This is a genomic window from Cohnella sp. 56 (genome assembly GCF_037963805.1).
Classification (GTDB): Bacteria; Bacillota; Bacilli; order Paenibacillales; family Paenibacillaceae; genus Cohnella.
On record NZ_JAZDQE010000002.1, the window covers coordinates 238,856 to 259,699 of the forward strand.

15 protein-coding genes are annotated in these 20,844 nt (G+C 64.1%); 12 read left to right on the forward strand and 3 right to left on the reverse strand.

Going from position 1 to position 20,844, the window contains the following annotated elements; translation table 11 throughout:
* The first annotated feature begins 18 nt into the window (after window positions 1–18).
* Genes VQ071_RS04005 through deoC form a run of 3 tightly spaced genes read left to right on the forward strand, consistent with a single transcriptional unit; the run spans window position 19 to window position 3,310 of the window.
* Complete coding sequence (locus VQ071_RS04005) at window positions 19–807, forward strand: RsmE family RNA methyltransferase (protein WP_340512569.1); 789 nt, start codon at window positions 19–21, stop codon at window positions 805–807.
* Window positions 800–2,149 carry a tRNA (N(6)-L-threonylcarbamoyladenosine(37)-C(2))-methylthiotransferase MtaB gene (gene mtaB / locus VQ071_RS04010; protein ID WP_340512570.1) on the forward strand — a complete coding sequence of 450 codons (1,350 nt, stop codon included), beginning with the start codon at window positions 800–802 and terminating at the stop codon, window positions 2,147–2,149. Before VQ071_RS04005 ends, mtaB begins: the two co-directional genes overlap by 8 nt.
* 18 nt (window positions 2,150–2,167) lie before the next feature.
* Entirely contained in the window at window positions 2,168–3,310 is a 1,143-nt protein-coding gene (deoC, locus tag VQ071_RS04015; RefSeq protein ID WP_340512571.1) for a deoxyribose-phosphate aldolase, read from the forward strand.
* 20 nt (window positions 3,311–3,330) lie between these two features.
* Here the strand turns inward: deoC and VQ071_RS04020 are convergent, their stop codons facing one another.
* Window positions 3,331–4,317 (reverse strand): Na/Pi symporter, encoded by a 987-nt coding sequence (locus tag VQ071_RS04020; protein ID WP_340512572.1) that lies wholly within the window; start codon window positions 4,315–4,317, stop codon window positions 3,331–3,333.
* 131 nt (window positions 4,318–4,448) lie between these two features.
* Between VQ071_RS04020 and VQ071_RS04025 the strand changes: the two genes are divergently transcribed.
* From VQ071_RS04025 to VQ071_RS04045, 5 genes are all read left to right on the forward strand, one after another.
* Window positions 4,449–5,864 carry a class I SAM-dependent rRNA methyltransferase gene (locus VQ071_RS04025; protein ID WP_340512573.1) on the forward strand — a complete coding sequence of 472 codons (1,416 nt, stop codon included), beginning with the start codon at window positions 4,449–4,451 and terminating at the stop codon, window positions 5,862–5,864.
* A gap of 882 nt (window positions 5,865–6,746) precedes the next feature.
* On the forward strand, window positions 6,747–10,328 hold the full coding sequence (addB, locus tag VQ071_RS04030) for a helicase-exonuclease AddAB subunit AddB (protein WP_340512574.1): 3,582 nt from the start codon (window positions 6,747–6,749) through the stop codon (window positions 10,326–10,328).
* Window positions 10,325–14,686: a UvrD-helicase domain-containing protein gene (locus VQ071_RS04035; protein ID WP_340512575.1), complete on the forward strand. Its 4,362-nt coding sequence runs from the start codon at window positions 10,325–10,327 to the stop codon at window positions 14,684–14,686. Before addB ends, VQ071_RS04035 begins: the two co-directional genes overlap by 4 nt.
* Window positions 14,687–14,758: 72 nt before the next feature.
* The gene (locus tag VQ071_RS04040; RefSeq protein WP_340512576.1) at window positions 14,759–15,355 is read left to right on the forward strand and encodes a hypothetical protein; all 597 of its coding nucleotides are present in this window, start codon (window positions 14,759–14,761) and stop codon (window positions 15,353–15,355) included.
* Window positions 15,356–15,500: 145 nt separating this feature from the next.
* A complete protein-coding gene (locus VQ071_RS04045) occupies window positions 15,501–15,854 on the forward strand; it encodes a hypothetical protein (protein ID WP_340512577.1) in 354 nt (117 codons plus the stop codon).
* A 50-nt stretch (window positions 15,855–15,904) separates the two neighbouring features.
* Here the strand turns inward: VQ071_RS04045 and VQ071_RS04050 are convergent, their stop codons facing one another.
* On the reverse strand, window positions 15,905–17,317 hold the full coding sequence (locus tag VQ071_RS04050; protein WP_340512578.1) for an MDR family MFS transporter: 1,413 nt from the start codon (window positions 17,315–17,317) through the stop codon (window positions 15,905–15,907).
* Between the two features lie 159 nt (window positions 17,318–17,476).
* Window positions 17,477–17,944, reverse strand: a complete 468-nt coding sequence (locus VQ071_RS04055; RefSeq protein ID WP_340512579.1) for a MarR family transcriptional regulator — start codon at window positions 17,942–17,944, stop codon at window positions 17,477–17,479.
* A 156-nt stretch (window positions 17,945–18,100) separates the two neighbouring features.
* Between VQ071_RS04055 and VQ071_RS04060 the strand changes: the two genes are divergently transcribed.
* The 4 genes from VQ071_RS04060 (at window position 18,101) to VQ071_RS04075 (ending at window position 20,827) form a co-directional block, all read left to right on the forward strand.
* A complete protein-coding gene (locus VQ071_RS04060) occupies window positions 18,101–18,457 on the forward strand; it encodes a histidine triad nucleotide-binding protein (RefSeq protein WP_340512580.1) in 357 nt (118 codons plus the stop codon).
* 108 nt (window positions 18,458–18,565) lie between these two features.
* Window positions 18,566–18,739 (forward strand): 30S ribosomal protein S21, encoded by a 174-nt coding sequence (gene rpsU / locus VQ071_RS04065; protein WP_080840534.1) that lies wholly within the window; start codon window positions 18,566–18,568, stop codon window positions 18,737–18,739.
* A gap of 15 nt (window positions 18,740–18,754) precedes the next feature.
* Entirely contained in the window at window positions 18,755–19,198 is a 444-nt protein-coding gene (locus VQ071_RS04070) for a GatB/YqeY domain-containing protein (protein WP_217597126.1), read from the forward strand.
* Window positions 19,199–19,399: 201 nt separating this feature from the next.
* Window positions 19,400–20,827, forward strand: a complete 1,428-nt coding sequence (locus tag VQ071_RS04075; protein WP_340512583.1) for an NfeD family protein — start codon at window positions 19,400–19,402, stop codon at window positions 20,825–20,827.
* Window positions 20,828–20,844 lie beyond the last annotated feature (17 nt).

Genomic DNA, 20,844 nt, shown 5'->3' on the forward strand with positions numbered 1-20,844 from the left:
CGTGGAGGCTTCAAGCGAATGCAGCGTTACTTTGTCGATCCCGGGCAGATAGAAGGCGATACCGCTCTGCTGCTGGGGGAGGATGCCAGGCACCTGGCGACCGTCATGCGGGCGAAGCCCGGCGATGAATTCATCGTATGCGACGGGTCGGGCGGGGACTGTCTGGCCGAGATCGTGAATATAGAGAGCGGCCGCGTCGCAGGACGCATCGTGCGCCGGCTCGCATCCGAAGCGGAGATGGCCTGGCGCGTCACGGTGGCCCAGAGCCTGCCCAAGGGAGACAAGCTCGAGACGGTCATCCAGAAGGGGACGGAGGCCGGCGCGGCCGCGTTCCTGCCCTTCGTCTCGCGGCGCACTGTCGTCCAGTACGACGCCCGCAAGGAAGCCAAGCGCCACGAGCGCTGGCGCAAGATCGCCAAGGAAGCCGCGGAGCAGGCCCATCGCAGCGTCGTGCCGGACATCGCGGAGGTCGCCTCGTGGAAGGCGCTGCTCGCGCGTCTGCCCGATTACGACCTGGCGCTGCTGTGCTACGAGGAGGAGGGCCGCCGCGGCGCGGGGCTCAGGCCCGTGCTGGAGCAGTTCGGACGCTCGTCGGCGGCGGACGGCGGAGGCGAAGCACCTCGGCTGCTCGTCATCGTCGGCCCCGAAGGCGGCTTCGACGAAGACGAAGCTCGGCAGGCGGAGGCGGCCGGCGCGGTCTGCGTCGGGCTCGGCAGACGGATATTACGCACGGAGACGGCGGCGCTCATCGCGCTCGCCGCAATCGGATACGAATCCGGAGAGATGGGGGAAGCTCGCCATGTCTAAGGTGGCATTTTATACGCTGGGCTGCAAGGTCAACTTCTATGATACGGAAGCGATGTGGCAGCTTTTTAAAAAGGAAGGCTACGAGCAGGTGGACTTCGAGTCGCGCACGGCGGACGTATACGTCATCAACACCTGCACCGTGACCAACACGGGCGACAAAAAAAGCCGGCAGATCATCCGCCGCGCCATCCGCCGCAATCCCGACGCCGTCATCGCGGTGACGGGCTGCTACGCGCAGACGTCGCCCGCGGAGATTCTCGCCATTGAGGGCGTCGACCTCGTCGTCGGCACGCAGGACAGGGACAAGCTGCTGAGCTACGTTGCCGATATCCAGACAGAGCGCAGGCCGGTCAACGCGGTGCGCAATATTATGAAGACACGCGAGTTCGAGGAGCTCGACGTGCCGGATTTTGCCGACCATACTCGCGCCTTCCTCAAGATTCAGGAGGGCTGCAACAACTTCTGCACCTTCTGCATCATCCCCTGGTCGCGCGGCCTGTCGCGCAGCCGCAGCCCGGAGAGCGTGCTCGCGCAGGCGCGCCAGCTGGTGGCATCGGGATACAAGGAGATCGTGCTGACGGGCATTCATACGGGCGGCTACGGCGACGATCTGGAGAACTACCGGCTCGCCGATCTGCTGCGCGATCTGGACCGCGTAGAGGGGCTTGAGCGGATTCGCATCAGCTCGATCGAAGCGAGCCAGATCGACGACGGGATGATTGCGGTGCTGAACAGCTCGAAAAAAATGTGCAGGCATCTGCACATCCCGCTGCAGGCGGGCGACGACGAGGTGCTGAAGCGGATGCGACGCAAGTACACGACGGCCGAGTTCGCGGACAAGATCAGGCGCATCAAGGCGGCGATGCCGGGTGTGGCGATCACGACGGACGTCATCGTCGGATTTCCGGGCGAGACCGATGCGCATTATGAGCGGGGCTACCGGTTCATGGAGGAGATCGGATTCGCGGAGATGCATGTGTTCCCGTATTCCAAGCGGACGGGTACGCCCGCCGCGCGCATGGAGGATCAGGTCGAGGACGACGTCAAGCACGGGCGGGTGCAGCAGTTGATCGAGCTGTCCGAGCGCATGCAGGCCGCCTATGCGTCCGCGTGGGTCGGCCAGGAGCTGGAGATCATTCCCGAGCGCGGTGAAAAAGGGCCGGCGGGCAGCGGTCTTATGAGCGGACATGCGGACAATTATTTGAACATCGTATTCGAAGGCGACCCGTCGCTCGTCGGCCAGCTGTGCCGGGTGCGGGTGCTGGAGGGCGGCGCGAACGAATGCAGAGGCATGCTGATCGAAGCGCCGTCCGCAGGGTTTGTGCCTGCGATGCAGGCTTAACATAGGGGGATAACGAACATGTTGGAAATATCGGCAGGCGGAGTCGTATATCGGAAAAACGGCGGCCGGATTGAAATTCAGCTGATCGAGGACCGCTTCGGCAAGACGACGCTGGCCAAAGGCAAGATGGAGCCGGGCGAGACGATCGAGCAGACGGCGCTGCGGGAAATATGGGAGGAGACCGGCATCCGCGGCGAGATTCGCTCGCCGCTGTCGGTCATCCGCTACCAGTACGAGTCCGCCGAACGGACGACGATTCAGAAGGAAGTTCACTACTATCTCGTCGAGGCCGGCGACGGCGCGCTGCAGGCGCAGATCGAAGAGATCAAGGGCGTCGCCTGGTACAGCCCTGCGGAGAGCTGGAAGCTGCAGCGCAGCGGCGGCTACGACAACAATGACGAGGTGCTGCGCGAGGCGCTCAGACAGCTCGGATTCGTGCCGCAGGACGGGCAGCTCGCCGTCGCCGGGCGATTCCCGATCTGGACGCCGGGCCAATCGATCGCGCCCTTCATCGATCACACGCTGCTCAAGGGGGAGGCGACCACGTCCGATATCGAGCAGCTGTGCCAGGAAGCGCTCGCCTACCAGTTCTACAGCGTGTGCGTGAACGGCAGATGGGTGCGCCTGTGCCGCGAGCGGCTCGGCGGCACCAATGTCAAGGTGTGCGCGGTCGTCGGCTTCCCGCTCGGCGCCTCCGCGACGCGGGTGAAGGCGTTCGAGGCGGCCGCCGCCGTCGAGGACGGCGCCTCCGAGATCGATATGGTGCTGTCGGTCGGCAAGCTGCTCGACCGCGACTTCGAATCCGTCGGGCGGGATATCTCCTCCGTCGTACGGGCCGTGCAGGGAGGCGCGCTGGTCAAGGTCATCCTGGAGACCGGGGCGCTTACGGACGAGCTGAAGCGCGAAGCGTGCCGCATCTCCGAAGCGGCCGGCGCGGATTACGTCAAGACGTCCACCGGCTTCGGGCCGGGACGGGCGACGGAGGCCGATATCCGACTCATGCGGGAGGCGGTATCCGGTCACGTCGGCGTGAAGGCGTCCGGCGGCGTGCGCGACGCGGCGACCGCCGAGACGATGCTGCTTGCGGGCGCGAGCCGCATCGGCACGAGCTCCGGCATCGCTATTGTGAGCGGGGACGCGGCTGCGGCGGGCGCTTACTGACGCTTGCCGGCCAGGACAGATCAGGCCGCCTTGGGCATCGCCGGGCGAGCCGGCGGCTTGTGGAACAGATAGGCGATCGGCAGCGCCAGCAGCGAGCAGGCGACGTTGAATATCGTCTGCGCATGCGCGATCTGCGCGGCGGGATGGCCGGGCGCGATCCAGGCTGCGGCTGCGAGCAGCTCGTGCCGCAGCGGGTAGAAGAGCAGCACGCCGGCCACATTGAGCGCGATCTGCGACAGCGCGACGAGCTTGCCGCCGCGGCCGCCGCCGAGCGAGACGACGAGCCCGGTCGCGCAGGTGCCGATGTTGGCGCCGAGCACGACGGCGACGGCGGTGCCCGGTTCCATCGCGCCCGCGGACACGAAGCCCATCGACATGCCGATGACGGCCGCGCCGGAGTGGATGAGCGCGGTGAGCGCGGCGCCGCCGAGCACGCCGAGTACGGGCTGCTGCGAAGCCAAGTCCATCAGGCGCTGGAAGGCGCCCTGCTGCTGAAGCAGCGGGCCCATCGTGCGCAGCAGCGCGAAGCCCGCGAGCAGCAGCGCGAAGCCGGCCAGCACGGCGCCGCCGAAGCGGCAGGCGTCGTGTACGCGGCGGGGCAGCGGCGGCAGCACGCGCCATTCGCCCGCGAGCAGCGACAGCAGCCACAGACCGGTGCCTGCGCCGAGCAGCGGCAGCCCGTACCGGTGCAGCTCCAGGCTCATCAGCTCCGTCGTCAGGCAGGTGCCGACGTTCGTGCCGAGCAGCACGCCGAAGCAGCGGGCGAACGGCAGCATGCCGGCGTTGACGAGGCTGATCGTGAGCAGGGTGACGGCCGTGCCGCTCTGCAGCAGCGCGCTGGACGCCGTGCCGAGCGCGAAGCCCCGGAGCGGCGTCGACGTGGAGCGCGCGACGGCGAGCGCCATGCGGTCCCCGGCCCACTGGGAGAGCGCCAGCTCCATGACCTTCATGCCGGAGAGCAGCAGCGCGAGGCCGACGACCGACAGCGAGACAAGATACAGCACCATAGGGATCGATTCTCCTTTGAATACATAGCGGCGGCGACGACGAGACGGATACGGGACGACCTGTTCCTTGTACACCATCGTATGCTTGGACCGCCACAGACATGAGACATGATTGGGAAAGGGATGAGCGCATGCCGACAGAAAACAAGCCGTTCGCGGTGCTGAACCGCTCGCGGCGGCCGAGACTGGAGCTCGGCCATCCGTGGATTTATGCCAACGAGATCGAGCGGACGGAGGGGGCGGCCGAGCCGGGCGACCTCCTGGAGGTGCGCGATCATCGGGGCCAATTTCTCGCGACGGGCTATTGGAATCCGGCGTCGCAGATCGCGATCCGAATCGTAGCGTACAGTCCGCTGGATGCGATGGACGAAGCATGGTTCGCAGTACGCTTCGCCGCATGCCGCGACTATCGCGACCGCTTCGCGGCAAGCGATGACTCCTGCCGGCTCGTATTCGGCGAAGCCGACTTCCTGCCGGGGCTCGTCGTCGACCGGTTCGACGGCGTGCTCGTCGTGCAGGTGCTCACGCTCGGCATGGACAGGGCGAGAGACGCCTGGCTGCCGGCGCTGGTGAGCGTGTTCGCGCCGCGCGGCGTTTACGAGCGCAGCGATGTCGGCGTGCGCACGCTCGAAGGGCTGGAGGAGCGCACGGGCGTCTTGTACGGCGAATGTCCGCGTTACCTCGAGATTGCGGAGAACGGGCTGGCCGTCGAGGTCGACATCGAGGGCGGCCAGAAGACGGGCTACTTTTTCGACCAGCGGGAAAACCGCGCCGCCATCGAGCCGCTCATGCGGGGCTGGGGCAAGCGCAGCGGCATTACCGTCGAGGAGCGGGCGACCGAAGAGGGCGTGCGCCCCGTGCCCGTCAATCCGAACGGTGCGGTCGTGACCTTCCCCTATTGGGACGGGGCGACCGTGCTGGAGTGCTTCGCACATACCGGCAGCTTCACGCTGCATGCCTGCAAGTACGGCGCCAAGCGCGTCACCTGCCTCGACATCTCCGAGCACGGCATCGATACTGCGCGCCGGAATGTAGCGCGCAACGGCTTCGAGGACCGCGTCGAATTCGTCGTCGCGGATGCGTTCGAATATTTGCGGCTGCAGGTCAAGGGGCGCGAGGAGCGCGCTCTGAGAGCGGGGGCAGCCGACGAGGCGAAGGGCGGAGCCAAGGCGGGCGCCAAGGTCGATACGTCCAAGCCGCTGACCAAGCAGGGCCGCACCTGGGACGTCATCATCCTGGACCCGCCGGCGTTCGCCAAGACGAAGCGGGCGGTGCCAGGCGCGATTCGCGGCTACAAGGACATCAATCTGCAGGCGCTGAAGCTGATCAACGAAGGCGGCTGTCTCGTCACCGCGAGCTGCTCCTATCATGTCCGGCCGGAGCTGTTCATGGAGACGCTGCTCGAGGCGGCGCGCGACGCAGGCAAGGTGCTGCGGCGCATCGTCTGGAACGGCGCGGGACGCGACCACCCGCAGCTCGTCGGCGTCGAGGAAGGTCACTATTTGAAGTTCGGCATCTTTGAAGTCAGGAGCCGCAAAGAGCTGTGACAAAAGTCCGTCCTTCATCCGCGGCAATGCGGAGAGGGACGGCTTATTTTTTGGGCGCCTGCGGTGGTGAAGCCGTGATAACGATGTGCGGCATTCTTATTTGCACGAAACCCGGTTCGACGCTCGTGATAACGATGTGCGGCATCCTTATTTGTACGAAACCCGGTTCGACGCTCGTGATAACGATGTGAGGCATCCTTATTTGCGCGAAACCCGGTTCGACGCTCGTGATAACGATGTGAGGCATCCTTATTTGCACGAAACCCGGCCCGACGCTCGTGATAACGATGTGCGACATCCTTATTTGCGTGAAACCCGGTCCGACGCTCGGGATAACGATGTGAGACATCCTTATTTGCGCAAAACCCGGTCCGGCGCTCGTGATAACGATGTGAGGCATCCTTATTTGCGCGAAACCCGGTCCGACGCTCGTGATAACGATGTGAGGCATCCTTATTTGCGCGAAACCCGGTCCGGCGCTCGTGATAACGATGTGCGACATCCTTATTTGTACGAAACCCGGTCCGACGCTCGGGATAACGATGTGCGGCATCCTTATTTGCCCGGAACCCGGCCCGACGCTCGTGATAACGATGTGAGGCATTCTTATTTGCGCGAAACCCGGTCCGACGCTCGTGATAACGATGTGCGACATCCTTATTTGCGCAAAACCCGGTCCGACGTTCGTGATAACGATGTGCGACATCCTTATTTGCCCGGAACCCGGCCCGACGCTCGGGATAACGATGTGAGACATCCTTATTTGCGCGATGCGGTGCGAACGTCTGTGCGGTTGTGGTACAATATTCGCTATAATCCGGCGTAAATGCCGGGAGCGGATCGGATTATCGGTGTTTGCACCGACAAAAGGAGGCATGAGCCGTGAAACTGAGATTGATCGCGGGCCGCTCGGGGAGCGGCAAGTCGCATCTGATACGCCAGGAGCTGGCCGAGCGAATCGGCCGCGACCCGGCAGGTCCGCCGCTGCTGCTGATCGTGCCGGAGCAGGCGACGTTCCAGACGGAGTACGCGCTGGCCTCCGCGCCCGGTCTCGGCGGATTCATGCGCCTGCAGGTGCTCAGCTTCCGACGGCTGGCGTTCCGGGTCATGCAGGAGACGGGCGGCGCCGCGGTCGTGCCGATCGGGGATCAGGGCAAGGCGATGCTGGTCCACAAGGCGCTCGTCCGCAGGCAGGCCGAGCTTAAGCTGTACCGCGGCGGAGCGGATGGGGCAGGTCTGGCCGAGCGGATCGGCGAGCTGCTGACCGAGTGGAAGCGCTACGGCACAAAGCCGGACATGCTCCTGTCAGTGCCGCTTGCGGGCGGAGCCGGCGGTACGGACGCGGAAGGCGTGATGGGCGGAACTCTGACTGGAGGCGATGCGGACGGTCTGTTGTCTGACAAGCTGCACGATCTGGCGCTGCTGTACGAGGACGTGGAGCGCGAGCTGGTCGGCCACTATATGGACGGTGAGGATGCGCTCGACTTTTTGATCCGCGGCGCGCCGTCGTCCGTCCTGCTGGAAGGGGCGGAGATCTGGCTGGACGGCTTCCACGGGTTCACGCCGATGGAATACGCCGTCATCGAGGCGCTGCTTCGCCGATGCGTCCGCGTATCGGCCGCGCTCTGTCTGGATCGTCCGTACGAGGCCGGAGAGACGCCCGACGAGCTGGACCTGTTCTACCAGACGGCCGATACGTCAGCCCGTCTGTGCGCGCTGGCCGAAGCGGCCGGCGCGACGCTCGAGCCTGCCCTGCTGCTGCAGCCGAAGACGCCGCCGCGGTTCGCCGACAGTCCGATGCTGGCGCATCTGGAGCGGGCGATGGACGGCCGACGCAGGTGGTCCGGCAGCGAGGCGATGCTCAGTCCCGCGCACCCGCGCTGCGGGCTGTCGATCCACGAATCGGTCAGCCGCAGGGCCGAGGCGGAGGCCGCGGCGAGGGACATGCTGCGCAGAGTTCGCGAGGACGGCATGCGCTGGCGGGAGATGAGCGTCTTTGCGCGCAATATCGAGGATTACAGCGAGCTGCTGTCCAATGTGCTCGACGACTACGGCATTCCGTACTTCATGGACGGCAGAGCCCGGGCCTCCCATCACCCGCTTGCCGAGTTCATCCGTTCGGCGCTCGAATGCGTGACGGGCGGCTGGCGCTACGAGGCGTTTTTCCGCTGCGCGAAGACGGATCTGCTCCATCCGGAGGGGGGCAGCGTATCCCGGGATGCGGTAGACACGCTCGAGAACTATGTACTGGCCGCCGGCATCGACGGCTGGCGCTGGCACGACGACCGGAGCTGGTACTCGCTCTCCGGACGCGATCTGGACGCCGAGGAGGAGCCGGAGGGGGCCGAAGGCGGCGGACGCGCCATGCGCGGCATTCGCGCGGCCCGCGACGCGCTGCTGGCGCCGCTCCGGACGCTCGAATCGCGGTTTAAACGCGCCAAGACGATGTCCGAGCTGAGCAGGGCGCTGTACATGCTGCTCGAGGAGACGGCCGCGCCGGACCGTCTGGAGCTGTGGAGCCGGCACGACGAGCTGGCGGGAGATCCGCTGCGCGCGCGTCTGCACCGACAGCTGTGGGATGGCGTGATGAGTCTGCTCGACCAGCTCGTGGAGCTGATGGGCGGGGAGCCGGCCGATTCCGCATTGTTTGCGGGCATGCTCGACGCGGGGCTCGAATCGCTCCGGATCGGAGTCGTCCCACCTTCGCTCGACCGGGTGCTGATCGGCACGCCCGAGCGCACGAGATCGGACCGCGTATCGGTCCTCTATCTGCTGGGCGTCAATGAAGGCATCATGCCGATGGCGGTACGCGAGGATGGCCTGCTCACCGAAGAGGATCGCGACCGGCTGGCGCAGTCGGGCATCCGCATGGCGATCGGCGCGAGGCGCCGGCTGCTCGACGAGGAATTTCTCGCATACTTGGCGCTGACGACTCCTTCGCGCCATCTGTGGGTCAGCTGCGCGCTGGCCGACGAGGAGGGACAGAGCCTCGTCCGGTCCAGCCTGATCGGGCGTATCCGCGCCTGGTTCCCCGGCCTGCCCGTCGTCCCCGAGACGGCCGAGCCGCAGCCGGGCGCGACGGACGAGAGGCAGCTGTCGTTCGCCGTCCGTCCGGGGCGGGCGCTCACGCACACGGTCGCGATGCTGCGCAGGCACAGGCAGGGCGACATGCTGTCGCCGGGCTGGCGTTCCGCGTACCGCTGGCTCGTGGAGCGTGAGCCTTGGCGCATGCGGCTGGGCGTCCTGCTGTCCTCGCTGCGCTACAACAACGAGGAGCGCCCGCTGCGCCCGCAGACGAGCCTGCTGCTGTACGGCGAGCGGCTGCTCGCCAGCGTGTCGCGGATGGAGCGGTTCGTGGCTTGCCCGTTCCGTCATTACGCGGCGCACGGGCTGCGGCTCAAGGAGCGGCGCATGTACCGCGTCGACGCCCCGGACATCGGGCAGCTGTTCCATGCCGCGCTGCGGCAGACGACGGAGAAGCTGCTCATGGGCGAACCGGGCGCAGGGGACGCGGGCCTGTGGCATACCGAAGCCGCCGCGGCGGTCGAGCGGCTGCTGCCGAGGGTGCAATCGCAGATCCTTCTTTCCTCGAACCGCCATCGCACGATGGCGCGCAAGCTAAGCCGGATCGTGTCCCAGACGTCCGCGATGCTCGGAGAGCATGCCGCGTTGTCCGCTTTTCGGCCGGTAGGGCTTGAGGTGGACTTCGGTCCGCAGGGCGTCATGCCCCCGCTCAGCCTGTATCTGGGCGAAGGCAGGTGGATGGACATCGCCGGACGGATCGACAGGGTCGATGCGGCGGAGTCGCAGGACGGCACGCTGCTGCGCATTCTCGACTACAAGTCCAGCGCGGTCAAGCTGAGGCTCGACGAGGTGGCGTACGGACTGTCGCTGCAGATGCTGACATATCTCGATGTCGTCGTGACGCATGCGCCGCATTGGCTCGGTCGTCCCGCGAAGCCTGCCGGCGTCCTTTATTTGCACGTCCACAACCCGCTGCTGCATACGGCGAACGGGCTGGACGATTCGGGCGCCGAGGAGGCGCTGCGCAAGGAGTACCGGATGGAGGGACTCGTGCTCGCCGACGGCGAAGCCGTGCAGCTGATGGACGAGTCGCTCGAGAGCAGCGGCAAGTCGTCTGTCGTGCCTGTGGAGTACAAGAAGGACGGCACCTTCTCCGCGCGCTCCCAGGTGGCGGACGGCGCGCAGTGGGATACGCTGCGCAAAGCCGTGCGCCGCAACATCTCCAAGATCGGCAAGCGCATCGTGGACGGCGACGTCGATATCGCGCCCTACAGGCTCGGCAAGCGAAGCCCCTGCACAATGTGCGAATTCCGGCCGGTATGCCAGTTCGACGGGCAGCTCGAGGGCAACCGCCATCATACGCTGCGGCGTCCGGCGAACAAGGACGAGGTATGGCAGTGGCTGGGTGAAGAAGACGAGGAAGGAGGAGACGAGGCATGAGCGGAAATCACGACAGCGCGGACGACGAGCAGCTTGCCTTCGATTGGGACGGCTTGTTCGGGGAGTCGAGCCGGCCGGCTGCCGGCTCGGCGGAGACTGCGGCCGGCCGGTCCGAGAGCGGCGAGGCCGGAGCGCGGGAGGCGATGGAGCCGCAGCAGGCGTCTCCTCCTCCGGTAGACACGTCAAGGAGGCCGGAGGCCGGGTCGGCCCCGCGGCAGGCGGACGCCCCCGCGCCCATAGCGGGAGCGCCTCCCGGCGCAGACGGACTGGCCGCCACGTATGCAAGACCCGAAGGCAGCCGCTGGACGGCAGAGCAGTGGGCGGCAATCGCGGCGGACGGCCGCAATCTGCTGGTCGCCGCCGCGGCGGGCTCGGGCAAGACGGCCGTGCTCGTCGAACGGATCATCTCGCGCATCGCCGACGAGACGGCTCCCCTCGACGTGGATGCGCTGCTCGTCGCGACCTTCACCAAGGCGGCGGCAGCGGAGATGAAGGAGCGGATTCGGACGGCGCTCGAGCTCAAGCTCGAAAAGCAGCCGGACTCCGCCCATCTGCGGCGGCAGCTCGCTCTGCTGCCCCGGGCTGCGATCACGACGCTGCACTCGTTCTGCCTGGATGCCGTGCGGCGCTACGCGCCGCTCATCGGGCTGGATCCGAGCTTCCGCATCGCGGGCGAGACCGAGGCGGAGCTGCTCCGCATGGATACGCTCGACGCGCTGTTCGAGGAGCGCTACGAGCAGGAGCTGGAGCGGGGTGACGAAGAAGGCACGCTCGCAGCGCTGGCGGACATGTACGGCGGGCAGCGGAGCGACGAGCCGCTGCACCGGCTCGTGCTGGAGCTGTACGACTTCGCCCGCAGCCATCCGTGGCCGGATGAGTGGCTGCGCGGCACGGCGGGTCAGTTCGACATCGGCGGCGAGGACGATCTGGCTTCGTCGCCTTGGGTGCAGAGCATGCAGTCCGACGTGCTGCTCGCGCTCGACGGCGCTGCCGGCCTGCTGCGCGGCGCGCGGGATTTGGCCGCCGAGCCGGGCGGCCCCGAGCCGTACGCGTCCACGCTCGCCGAAGACGCCGCGCTTGTGGCCGCCTTGACCGAGACGGTGGCGACGCGCCCGTGGACGGACTGGCGCGAGGCATTCGCAGCGGCCCTCTTCGGCCGACTGAAGCCATGCCGAGGCGACAGCTACGATCCGGCGCTGCAGGAGCGCGTCAAGCTGATGCGGGACGAAGCCAAAAAGACGGTGACGCGGCTCGCCGAGGAATGGTTCGTACGATCGCCCGCCCAATATGCGGCGGAGCTGTCCGCGCTCGCGCCCCGGATGGCCGAGATCGCGGAGCTGGTCATCGCGTTCGGGGAGCGGTACGAGCTCGCGAAGCGGGACAAAGGCCTGCTCGACTTTGGCGATCTCGAGCACTATGCCCTGCGTATCTTGCGGGCGCCGGGGGCGTCGGCCGGGGATACGCGGCCATCGGAGGCTGCGCTCGCCTACAGGCAACGCTTCAGAGAGATTCTGCTCGACGAATACCAGGACACGAACGAGGTGCAGGAGGCCATCGTGTCGCTGATCGCGCGCCGCGATCCCGGCAACGTGTTCATGGTCGGCGACGTCAAGCAGAGCATATACGGCTTTCGGCTGGCGGAGCCCGGTCTGTTCCTGGCGAAGTACAAGACGTACGACGTCTGGACGCCGCAGGGGACGGAGCCCGCCGGCGGCGGATCGGCAGGCGAAGCGACTGCGGGACTGCGCATCGACCTGGCGCGCAACTTCCGCAGCCGCAGCCGCGTCATCGATGCGGTCAACCACGTATTCCGGCTCATCATGCGGGAGCCGGTCGGCGAGATGGATTACGATCGCCGCGCCGAGCTGATCTACGGTCAAGGCTACCCGCCGGACGACACGGCCGGAGATGCGCCGGACGGAAGCGCGATGCCGTCGTACGCGGTCGACATGCTGCTCATCGATGCCGGCGCTTCGGCAGGTCCGGCGGATGCAGCGCGCCCGGATCGGGCCGCTACAGCGCCGGCACCGGGCGCTGTTGCCGCGCCGGGCGCAGACGAAGCCGGTCTCGCCGACACGGACGAGGAAGAACTGGAGAGCGCCCAGCTGGAGGCGCGCTGCATCGCAGGCGAGATCGCCAGGCTGACCGGTACGGACGGCTCGGGACGGCCGCCGTTCGCCGTCTACGACAGCCGGTCCGGCCTGCATCGTCCGCTCGCCTATCGCGACATCGTCATCCTGCTTCGCGCCGCGACCTCGCTTGCGCCGGTCGTGCTGGACGAGCTGCACGCGGCGGGCATACCGGCATACGCCGAGCTCGCCACCGGGTACTTTGCCGCCGTCGAAGTGGACGTGATGCTGTCGCTGCTGCACATCATCGACAATCCGGACCAGGACATTCCGCTGGCGGGCGTGCTGCGCTCCCCGATCGTGGGCCTCAGCGCCGACGAGCTCGCCGCCGTGCGGATCGCGGACCGCGCAGGTTCGTTCTGGACGGCGGTCCGGATCGCGGCGGAGATGGGCGAGGAAGCCGCGCTCAGGGGCCGGCTCGTCGGCTTTATCGAAGATCTGGAGCGCTGGCGGAATCTCGCGCGGCGGGAGCCGCTCGGCGAGCTGCTGCATGCGCTGTACCGGGACACCGGGTACTTCGACTTTGTCGGCGGCCTTCCCGGCGGTACGCAGCGGCAGGCCAACCTGCGCGCGCTCGTCGACCGGGCCCGCCAGTACGAGCGCAATTCCAGCTACCGCGGCCTGTTTCGCTTTTTGCGGTTTCTGGGGCGCATGCGGGAGACGGGCGGCGATCTCGGCGCGGCGCGGGCTGCCGGAGAGCAGGAGGATGTCGTGCGCGTCGTCTCCATCCACAAGAGCAAAGGCCTTGAGTTTCCGGTCGTCTTCGTGGCCGGACTCGGCCGACGCTTCAACCGTCAGGATCTCGGCGGGATGTTCCTCAGGCACAAGAAGCTGGGCTTCGGCCCCCGCATGGTCGAGCGCGTGACGCGGGTCTCGTATCCGACGCTGCCGCAGCTGGCGATTCGCCGCCGCATGAAGGCGGAGCTGCTCGCGGAGGAGATGCGCGTACTGTATGTGGCCCTGACCCGGCCCAAGGAAAAGCTGATTTTGGTCGGCACGACAAAGGATGCCGCCGGCGATCTGGAGAACTGGCTGCGGACGGCCGCGGATGCGACCGACCGGCTGCCGGATCATGCCGTCGCCTCTGCCGGGCGCTATCTGGATTGGCTCGGTCCGGCTTCCGTCCTGACGGGAGCGAGCTGGCAAGCGACCGGCGCGGCCGAAGGCATCGGCCAGGCTGCGGCGGCTGCCGCGGACGGTCTCCCTGCCGGCCCGCATACGCCTTCGCCGGGTGCATGGTCCTGCCGGATCGTGCCGTCGCGCTCGCTGCGGGCGCCGAAGACTGCGGAGCGGACGGCCGTGTCGGACGAGGAGCCGCTCTGGAACCTCGCGCTGCGGCTGGAGCCGCTGCCGGGACCTGTGTCGCCGGCAGGGGAGCGGGCCTACGAGGCGCTGTCCTGGCAGGACCCGCACGCGGCCGCCGCGCGCTCGGCGGCGAAGACCTCGATCACGGCGATGAAGTCCGCGCGCGACTTCGCGATCGCCGATCGCATCGCAGCGCCCTCCGAACCGGCGTATCATCCGGCGCAGCTTGCGGACGCGGACTCCGGGTTCGGCCGGGCGGCTGCTCCGGCGTCCGAACAGATGCCGGATCTGGAGGAGACGCGGCATCCGGCCTGGAATCCCGAGGACGTGCCGGACGCCGATGTGTGGACCTACAGGCTGCGCAGGCCGCGCTTCTTGTCCGAGCGCCGGATGACGCCGGCGGAGCGGGGCACGGCCGTACACATGGTCATGCAGCATCTGCCGCTCGGCTTGCGCCCCGAGCATGCGGACGAGGCAGTGAATGCGCTGCTGGATCGACTCGTGGAGCAGCTCATATTGTCGCCGGAGCAGCGGGAGGCTGTCCGAAGCGTCGACATCGCCGCATTTTGCCGGACGGAGCTGTATGCGCGCGCCGGCAGAGCCGACAGACTGTGGCGGGAATGGCCGTTCAGCGTCGGCATACCTGCCGGCGAAGCGCACCCTGGCGCGGACGCGGCCGACCTGGCCGGGGAGACGGTGCTCATCCAGGGCGTGCTCGATTGCCTGTTCGAAGACGGCGGCGATCTGGTGCTCGTCGATTACAAAACCGACACCGTGCCGGACGGGGACTGGGCTGCGGCCGCGGAGAAGCACCGGTTTCAGATGGAAATGTATGCGCGCGCTGTACGGGACATTATGGGCAGAAGCGTCGCGGAGGGACATGTCTACTTTGTTGGCGGAGGGACAGGCGTTCGTCTCTACTGAGTCCGCTTTTCCCGCAACCAACGGCTGCTGCGGACGTAATATCTCCTGAATTCGAGCGAGAGGAATGGAATCATGTCGGGCAAAAGGAAGTATACCGTACCGGTAATGCTGATTATTATCACGATGCTGACGTTCATCATCGTCGTGCTGCTGTCCAGGGTGCTGCTGGATGGCCAGTCGCTCAAGACCGAGCGAGGCGAACGGCTCGCGTCGAGCTACAACTATTGCCTCGTCTATACGGACGCGCTTAAGGAATCGTCAACAGGGCTGCTCCGAGGCGGAGACGACGAAGCCCGCACACGGGCCGTGAAGGCGCAGGGAAGGCTGGAGTTCGCGGGCGGCGAGTGCACCGGGGGCGTTCTGTTTCAATCCGGCATACGTGCCGGAATGACCGACGAGGCGGCTCTGGCCGCCGCCTCCGAACCAATGCAGAAGATCAACGAAGCTCTGGCGTCGATCGGCGGTCGCAGCGGAGCGCTCACTGAGGGAGACCGGACCAAGCTGACCGCATTGGCGTCTACGGCGGACGAGCTCGCTGGCGTACTGGGCGCTTATTCCGCGCCCAAAGGCGCCGACCGCTTCCGGCAGATGCAGGCCGGCGTAGACTGGCCTCCCGTCGCGCAGCGCTTTGTCGACGAGCTGAACCGGGCGGCAGCCGATATCGGCTGAGCACGACTCGAACCGGCTCAGACTCATGTCGATTTCGTTCCGAATCCGCCGCTCTTGTCCGGCTTTGGGCGCCTTGCGTCCAGTAGCCGATTGCCCGCTTGGGCATATGCTGATACAAAGCGGCAATCGAGGAGGCTGGCAACTCGTGCTTAGGCAGGACATTATGGCGCTGAGCGAATCGTACATGCATCGTTATGTGGAGGTTCAGGATCACAAAGGCATCTGTTATGACGGCATCGTCGAATATGTCGACGAGGAAACGTTATGTCTCGCGGTGCCGGGAGCGATCGAGGATCGGGCGTTCGGTCCCGGTTTCGGCCCCGGTTTCGGTCCCGGCTTTGGCCCTGGTTCCGGTCCCGGCTTTGCTCCCGGTTTCGGTCCTGGCTTCGGTCCCGGCTTCGGCCCCGGACCTTATCCGTTCAGGCCCAGGCGCTTCAGCAGGCTGGCACTGCCGTTGGCCGCATTGACCGGTCTGGCATTGCTCCCCTACTACTACTGATCCGAACTGCAAGAAGCCCGCGCTCGATGACTCAAGCGCGGGCTTCTTCATTATGCATGCTTCTTCTTGTGCGAGAGGAACAGGCTCGGGACGAAGACTGCAGCCAGCACAACGGCCGACACCAGGAAGCCGGCATGGTAAGCCCGCAGGCTGCCTGCAATCGTCGGCTCCAATCCCTGCATGACGGTGGCGACGACAGTGGCGATGACGGCCGAACCGAAGCTGGAACCGAGGTTCTCGATTATATTGATACCGACGCCTGCTTCGGGGAGCTGCTTGTCGTCAAGACCCGTGTATGCGTCGCTCGTCAACGGAAGCATAATTCCGCCGAAGCTGGTGCCGCGGACGAACAATACGATGGAGATCCATATCATGCTCGTTTGATCCGTCATAAAAATAAGCGGGACCGAGCCGACCAGCGAAATGGCAAGGCTGACCAAGACGACGTATTTTGCGCCGATTTTGTCAATCATTTTTCCGATCAGGGGGCGTGTGACGAGCATCCCGACGCCTTGCGGGATCAACGCAAGCGCCGCTTCGATCGCCGTGAACTGACGGAGGTTTTGGAAAAACAGCGGAAGGATGAGCATGGGGCCCATGACGGCGATATTCGCCAAAAACAAACCGATGCTCGATGCCAGGAAACGCTTGTTGGCAAACAGGCTCAGCGGGAGCACGACATGATTTTTTCTGATCCGATCGTAAATGAAGTAAGCGACGGCTGCAGCGAGGCCGATGCCCGCCCATAGCTTGGTCTCGCTGTTGTTAAACGTTGCATGATCCGCCGCTTTTGTAATGCCGTAGATGAACGCCGCGCTCATGAAGGACAAGTCGATAATGCCAAACAGATCGAGCTTGCTGTTTTTGTTGAACGGGTCAAAGTCCGGGATCGTTTTGACCATTAGCGGTGCGGCGATCAGTACGATGAACACATTGATGAAAAAAATCCAGTGCCACGATGCGGCGTGTACGATGAAGCCCCCGATTACAGGCCCCAGGATCGGCCCCAGGATCATAGGCGTGCTGACGATCGCCATCACTCTCCCCAGATTTTCCCTGCCAGCTGTTTTAACCAAAAGCGTGGACATGAGCGGTGCAATGATACCGGCGCTAAATCCTTGAAGCAGTCGGAAAAAGATGAAGCTGGAGATGTTCCAGCTGACTCCGGTAAATACGGAAATCAAACCAAAGGCGACGACGGCGCCGACAAAAACTTTTTTTCCGTTAAATCTGTTCATAAGCCAGCCGGACACCGGAACTGCGATCGCAAGAGCCAGCACATAACCTGTAACGGACCATTGGATGATCCCCAGTGTCGTGTTAAATTCCTTCGTCAGCTGGTCGATGGCGATGTTCACCATCGTCGAATCGAGCATGGGAGCAATCGCCCCAAGCGCAATCGCCCAAGCGGCAGCGAGAATTTCTTTAGGTAGTCCCGGTTTTTTTGCTTTATTTTTTGCCATCGTAATCTCCTCGACGTTCTTGGTTTTTCGTTTCCTTGTCAACCAAACTATCATTTTCTTTGTTTCCTTGTCAACTAAAACGCAGCATTAAAAAGACAGCCGATCTCCTGAAGAGCGAGGCTGCCTGTGCGAACATATTCGAATGCTATTCCAATCGCATCAACTTATCGTTAAGCCCTGCCGCTTGATTTCCGCATCCAGATGGCTGCTATACTTTTTCACAAAGGCAAGCATGCTGTCGAATTGTTCCTCGGTAATTTGCTCGAATACGACTTTGTCCCGCTCCTGAAACGATTTGTGCAGCTCCTCGTGAATTTTAAATATTACTTTTCCTTGCTCGGTAAGTCTGAAGTAGATTTCTTTTTTGTTTTCAGGTTTCCGATAGCTTTCGATTAGGTCCTTCTCCATCAGCTTTTTCGTTAATTTGCTTATGGCGCCTTTCGTCATATAAAGGGACTCCGCAAGCTTCGTTACGTTGGGCTCTTTATTTTTCGCAATGGTTTCGACACAATGGACTTCGGAAGGCGTGTAGCCTTTGAGACTGTCCTCCATCTTTTGTTTGTTGAGCCAAACCATTTGATTGAAAAGTTTTCTGACGCCTATAATGAGCTGCTCCTCTTTGTTCACGGTCTGACCTCCCGCCCGTCGCTGCATAAATAACATTATATCGAACTTGGATCGAATAAGGGAGCCGGATCAGATCTCCTCCGTTCGATTGGACGCGCCCTCCTCGCGTGGAGTATGATGGGAGCATGGAAATTTTTAAGTTGGAGGCTGCAGCTTATGGATACGCTTTTTACCAAGATCATCAACCGCGAGATTCCGGCCGACATCGTCTACGAAGACGAAGATGTGCTCGCGTTCAAGGACATTCGTCCGCAGGCGCCCGTACATGTGCTGATCATCCCCAAAAAGCCGATCCCGACGATGGACGCGGCCGAACCCGAGGATGCGCTTCTGCTCGGCAAGCTGCTGCTGGCTGCGCAGCGCGTGGCCAGGGATGCGGGCATCGCGGAGAGCGGATACCGTCTCATCAACAACTGCAACCCGGACAGCGGCCAAGAGGTGTACCACGTACATATTCATGTGCTGGGCGGGGAAAAACTGGGGCCGCTCAACGCTCGTCCGTCGCAGTCGTAATTCCTTTTCAAAAGGCCGGATCGAGAAGTTGACACTGCCTTTCCCGTTCGCCTATAATGAAGTTTGATAACCGTGTGTTGTGGTCTGTTCCGGAGGGAGGGAAAACTGGTGTCCGAAACGAAAGTTCGCAAAAATGAAACACTCGACGCTGCACTCCGCCGCTTCAAGCGTTCGATCGCTAAAGACGGCGTTCTCGCGGAACTGAAAAAACGCAAGCACTACGAGAAACCGAGCGTCAAGCGGAAAAAGAAGTCCGAGGCTGCTCGTAAACGCAAGTTCTAGGAGGAATTACGCATTATGAACCTCGCGGACCGTTTGAACGAAGACATGAAGCAGGCGATGAGGGCCCAGGATAAGTTTCGCCTGACCACCATTCGCATGGTTCGTGCGGCGGTCAAGAATCAAGAGATTGAGCTGCGCCGCCCGCTTGAGGATAACGAAGTGATCGAGATCCTCAGCCGCGAAGTCAAACAACGCAAAGATTCCCTCCAGGAATTCGGCAAAGCGGGTCGCGACGATCTGGCAACGGCCGTAGCGTCGGAGATCGATATCATCAGCGAATACCTGCCCACACAGCTAGACGAAGAAGAAATCAAGACTCTCGTTACACAGACCATTCAAGAGACCGGTGCTTCTTCCAAAGCCGATATGGGCAAGTTGATGGGCGCATTGATGCCCAAGGTGAAGGGACGCGCGGACGGCAAGCTCGTCAATCAGATCGTCCAGCAGCTATTGCAATGATCATCTCGAGAACGACAGGCACTCTCCGGCAGGGGAGTGCTTTTTGCTTACTTGCGGCTCTCTCGAAGTGGCGCAGTCGCTGGGCGGCAAGCTGGCAATGAAACGTAAAGCCCTTACATAACGTAAAAGTAGCATATGGGGTTATGATGAACGGCGGATGGAAGCCGAATCCGAAGCTGCCCCAAGAAAGGGGGAACGACGTTGACTCGTGCTGACGAAAAATGGTCGGTCGCCGGCGGTAGACTGCTGGCGCTCGGCCGCCTTGCGCGTCGGCCGCTGCTGGCCGCAACGATCCTGCTGACACTGGTACTGTCGCTGGGGGCGGCCGCAACCGCGGCCGCTGCGGAGAAGACGCCGTCCGCGCCGACGGAAGGCGCCTCGGTTTACGTAATTCCCGTCAACATGACGGTGGAGCGCGGGCTTGCTTCATTTTTGGATCGGGCGCTGAACGAGGCCGAGCAAGCGGAGGCGGCGCTGGCGGTGCTTGAGATCGATACGCCCGGCGGCAGTCTGGCGAGCGCGGAGAAGATCGGGGAGCGGATACGGTCGTCCAAGGTGCCCACGCTGGCATTCGTGAAGGGCAAGGCCGCATCCGCAGGCGCCTATATCGCGCTCAACGCGGACCGCCTCTATATGTCGCCCGGTTCGACGATCGGCGCCGCGATGGTCGTCGACGGCGCAGGCGAAGCGGTGGAGAGTCCGAAGATCGTGTCGTTCTGGAGCCATCAGATGAGAGCCGCCGCCGAGCTCAACGGACGCGATCCGGATATCGCCGAGGGCATGGCCAATCCGAATCTGGTCGTCGAGCTCAAGGCGCTGAACAAGACGAAGTCCAAGGGCGAGATTATCTCGCTGAGCGCCGACGAAGCGCTGAAGACAGGGTATGCCGAAGGCAAGGCGGCGAATGCGGCGGAGGCGATCGCGGCCGAAGGTTTGGACGGGCGGATGGTCATTCAAGAGAATCCGACGCTCGCCGAGCGCGTCTCCCAGACGCTGACGAGCCCGGCCGTGGCCACGCTGCTGCTCATCGTCGGGATCGCGGGCGTGCTGATCGAGCTGATCGTGCCGGGCTTCGGCTTGCCCGGCATCATAGGACTGCTGTCTTTCGGCCTTTACTTTTTCGGGCAGCAGGTCGCGGGCTTCGCCGGCCGAGAGTCGATCGTGCTGTTCGTGGCGGGCATCGCATTCATCGTCCTGGAGATGTTCGTGCCGAGCTTCGGCATTCTCGGCCTGCTGGGCGGGGCCGGCATCGTGAGCGGAGTCGTCACGGCGGCCTACGATACGGGCAATGCGTTCGAGTCTCTCGGCTACGCGCTTCTGATCGCGCTCGTACTGGTCGTCGTCGTCGCTTATGTCTTCCGTCGGAAGGGCGTATGGAATCGATTCATCCTGCATGAGCGGCTGACGGCGGAGCAGGGCTACGTGCCGAGCGGAGACGGGCGGGAGCTGCTCGTGGGCAGCGCCGGCAGGACGCTGTCCCCGCTTCGGCCCGCGGGCGTGGCCGATATTGGCGGCAAACGTGTCGACGTCATCACTTCGGGAGAATTCGTGGATGCGGGCGTCCGTGTCGAGGTCGTATCGGCCGACGGCACGCGAATATTGGTCAGGGCTGTCCGCGAAGCGGAATAAGACTGAGGGCAAGACGG

Bases quoted from the DNA above. Each gene is read 5' to 3' on its own strand.
- deoC (WP_340512571.1), top strand. From the start codon at position 2,168: ATGTTGGAAATATCGGCAGGCGGAGTCGTATATCGGAAAAACGGCGGC.
- VQ071_RS04025 (WP_340512573.1), top strand. From the start codon at position 4,449: ATGCCGACAGAAAACAAGCCGTTCGCGGTGCTGAACCGCTCGCGGCGG.
- VQ071_RS04020 (WP_340512572.1), bottom strand. From the start codon at position 4,317: ATGGTGCTGTATCTTGTCTCGCTGTCGGTCGTCGGCCTCGCGCTGCTG.
- VQ071_RS04040 (WP_340512576.1), top strand. From the start codon at position 14,759: ATGTCGGGCAAAAGGAAGTATACCGTACCGGTAATGCTGATTATTATC.
- VQ071_RS04005 (WP_340512569.1), top strand. From the start codon at position 19: ATGCAGCGTTACTTTGTCGATCCCGGGCAGATAGAAGGCGATACCGCT.
- VQ071_RS04060 (WP_340512580.1), top strand. From the start codon at position 18,101: ATGGATACGCTTTTTACCAAGATCATCAACCGCGAGATTCCGGCCGAC.
- VQ071_RS04035 (WP_340512575.1), top strand. From the start codon at position 10,325: ATGAGCGGAAATCACGACAGCGCGGACGACGAGCAGCTTGCCTTCGAT.
- mtaB (WP_340512570.1), top strand. From the start codon at position 800: ATGTCTAAGGTGGCATTTTATACGCTGGGCTGCAAGGTCAACTTCTAT.
- VQ071_RS04050 (WP_340512578.1), bottom strand. From the start codon at position 17,317: ATGGCAAAAAATAAAGCAAAAAAACCGGGACTACCTAAAGAAATTCTC.
- VQ071_RS04070 (WP_217597126.1), top strand. From the start codon at position 18,755: ATGAACCTCGCGGACCGTTTGAACGAAGACATGAAGCAGGCGATGAGG.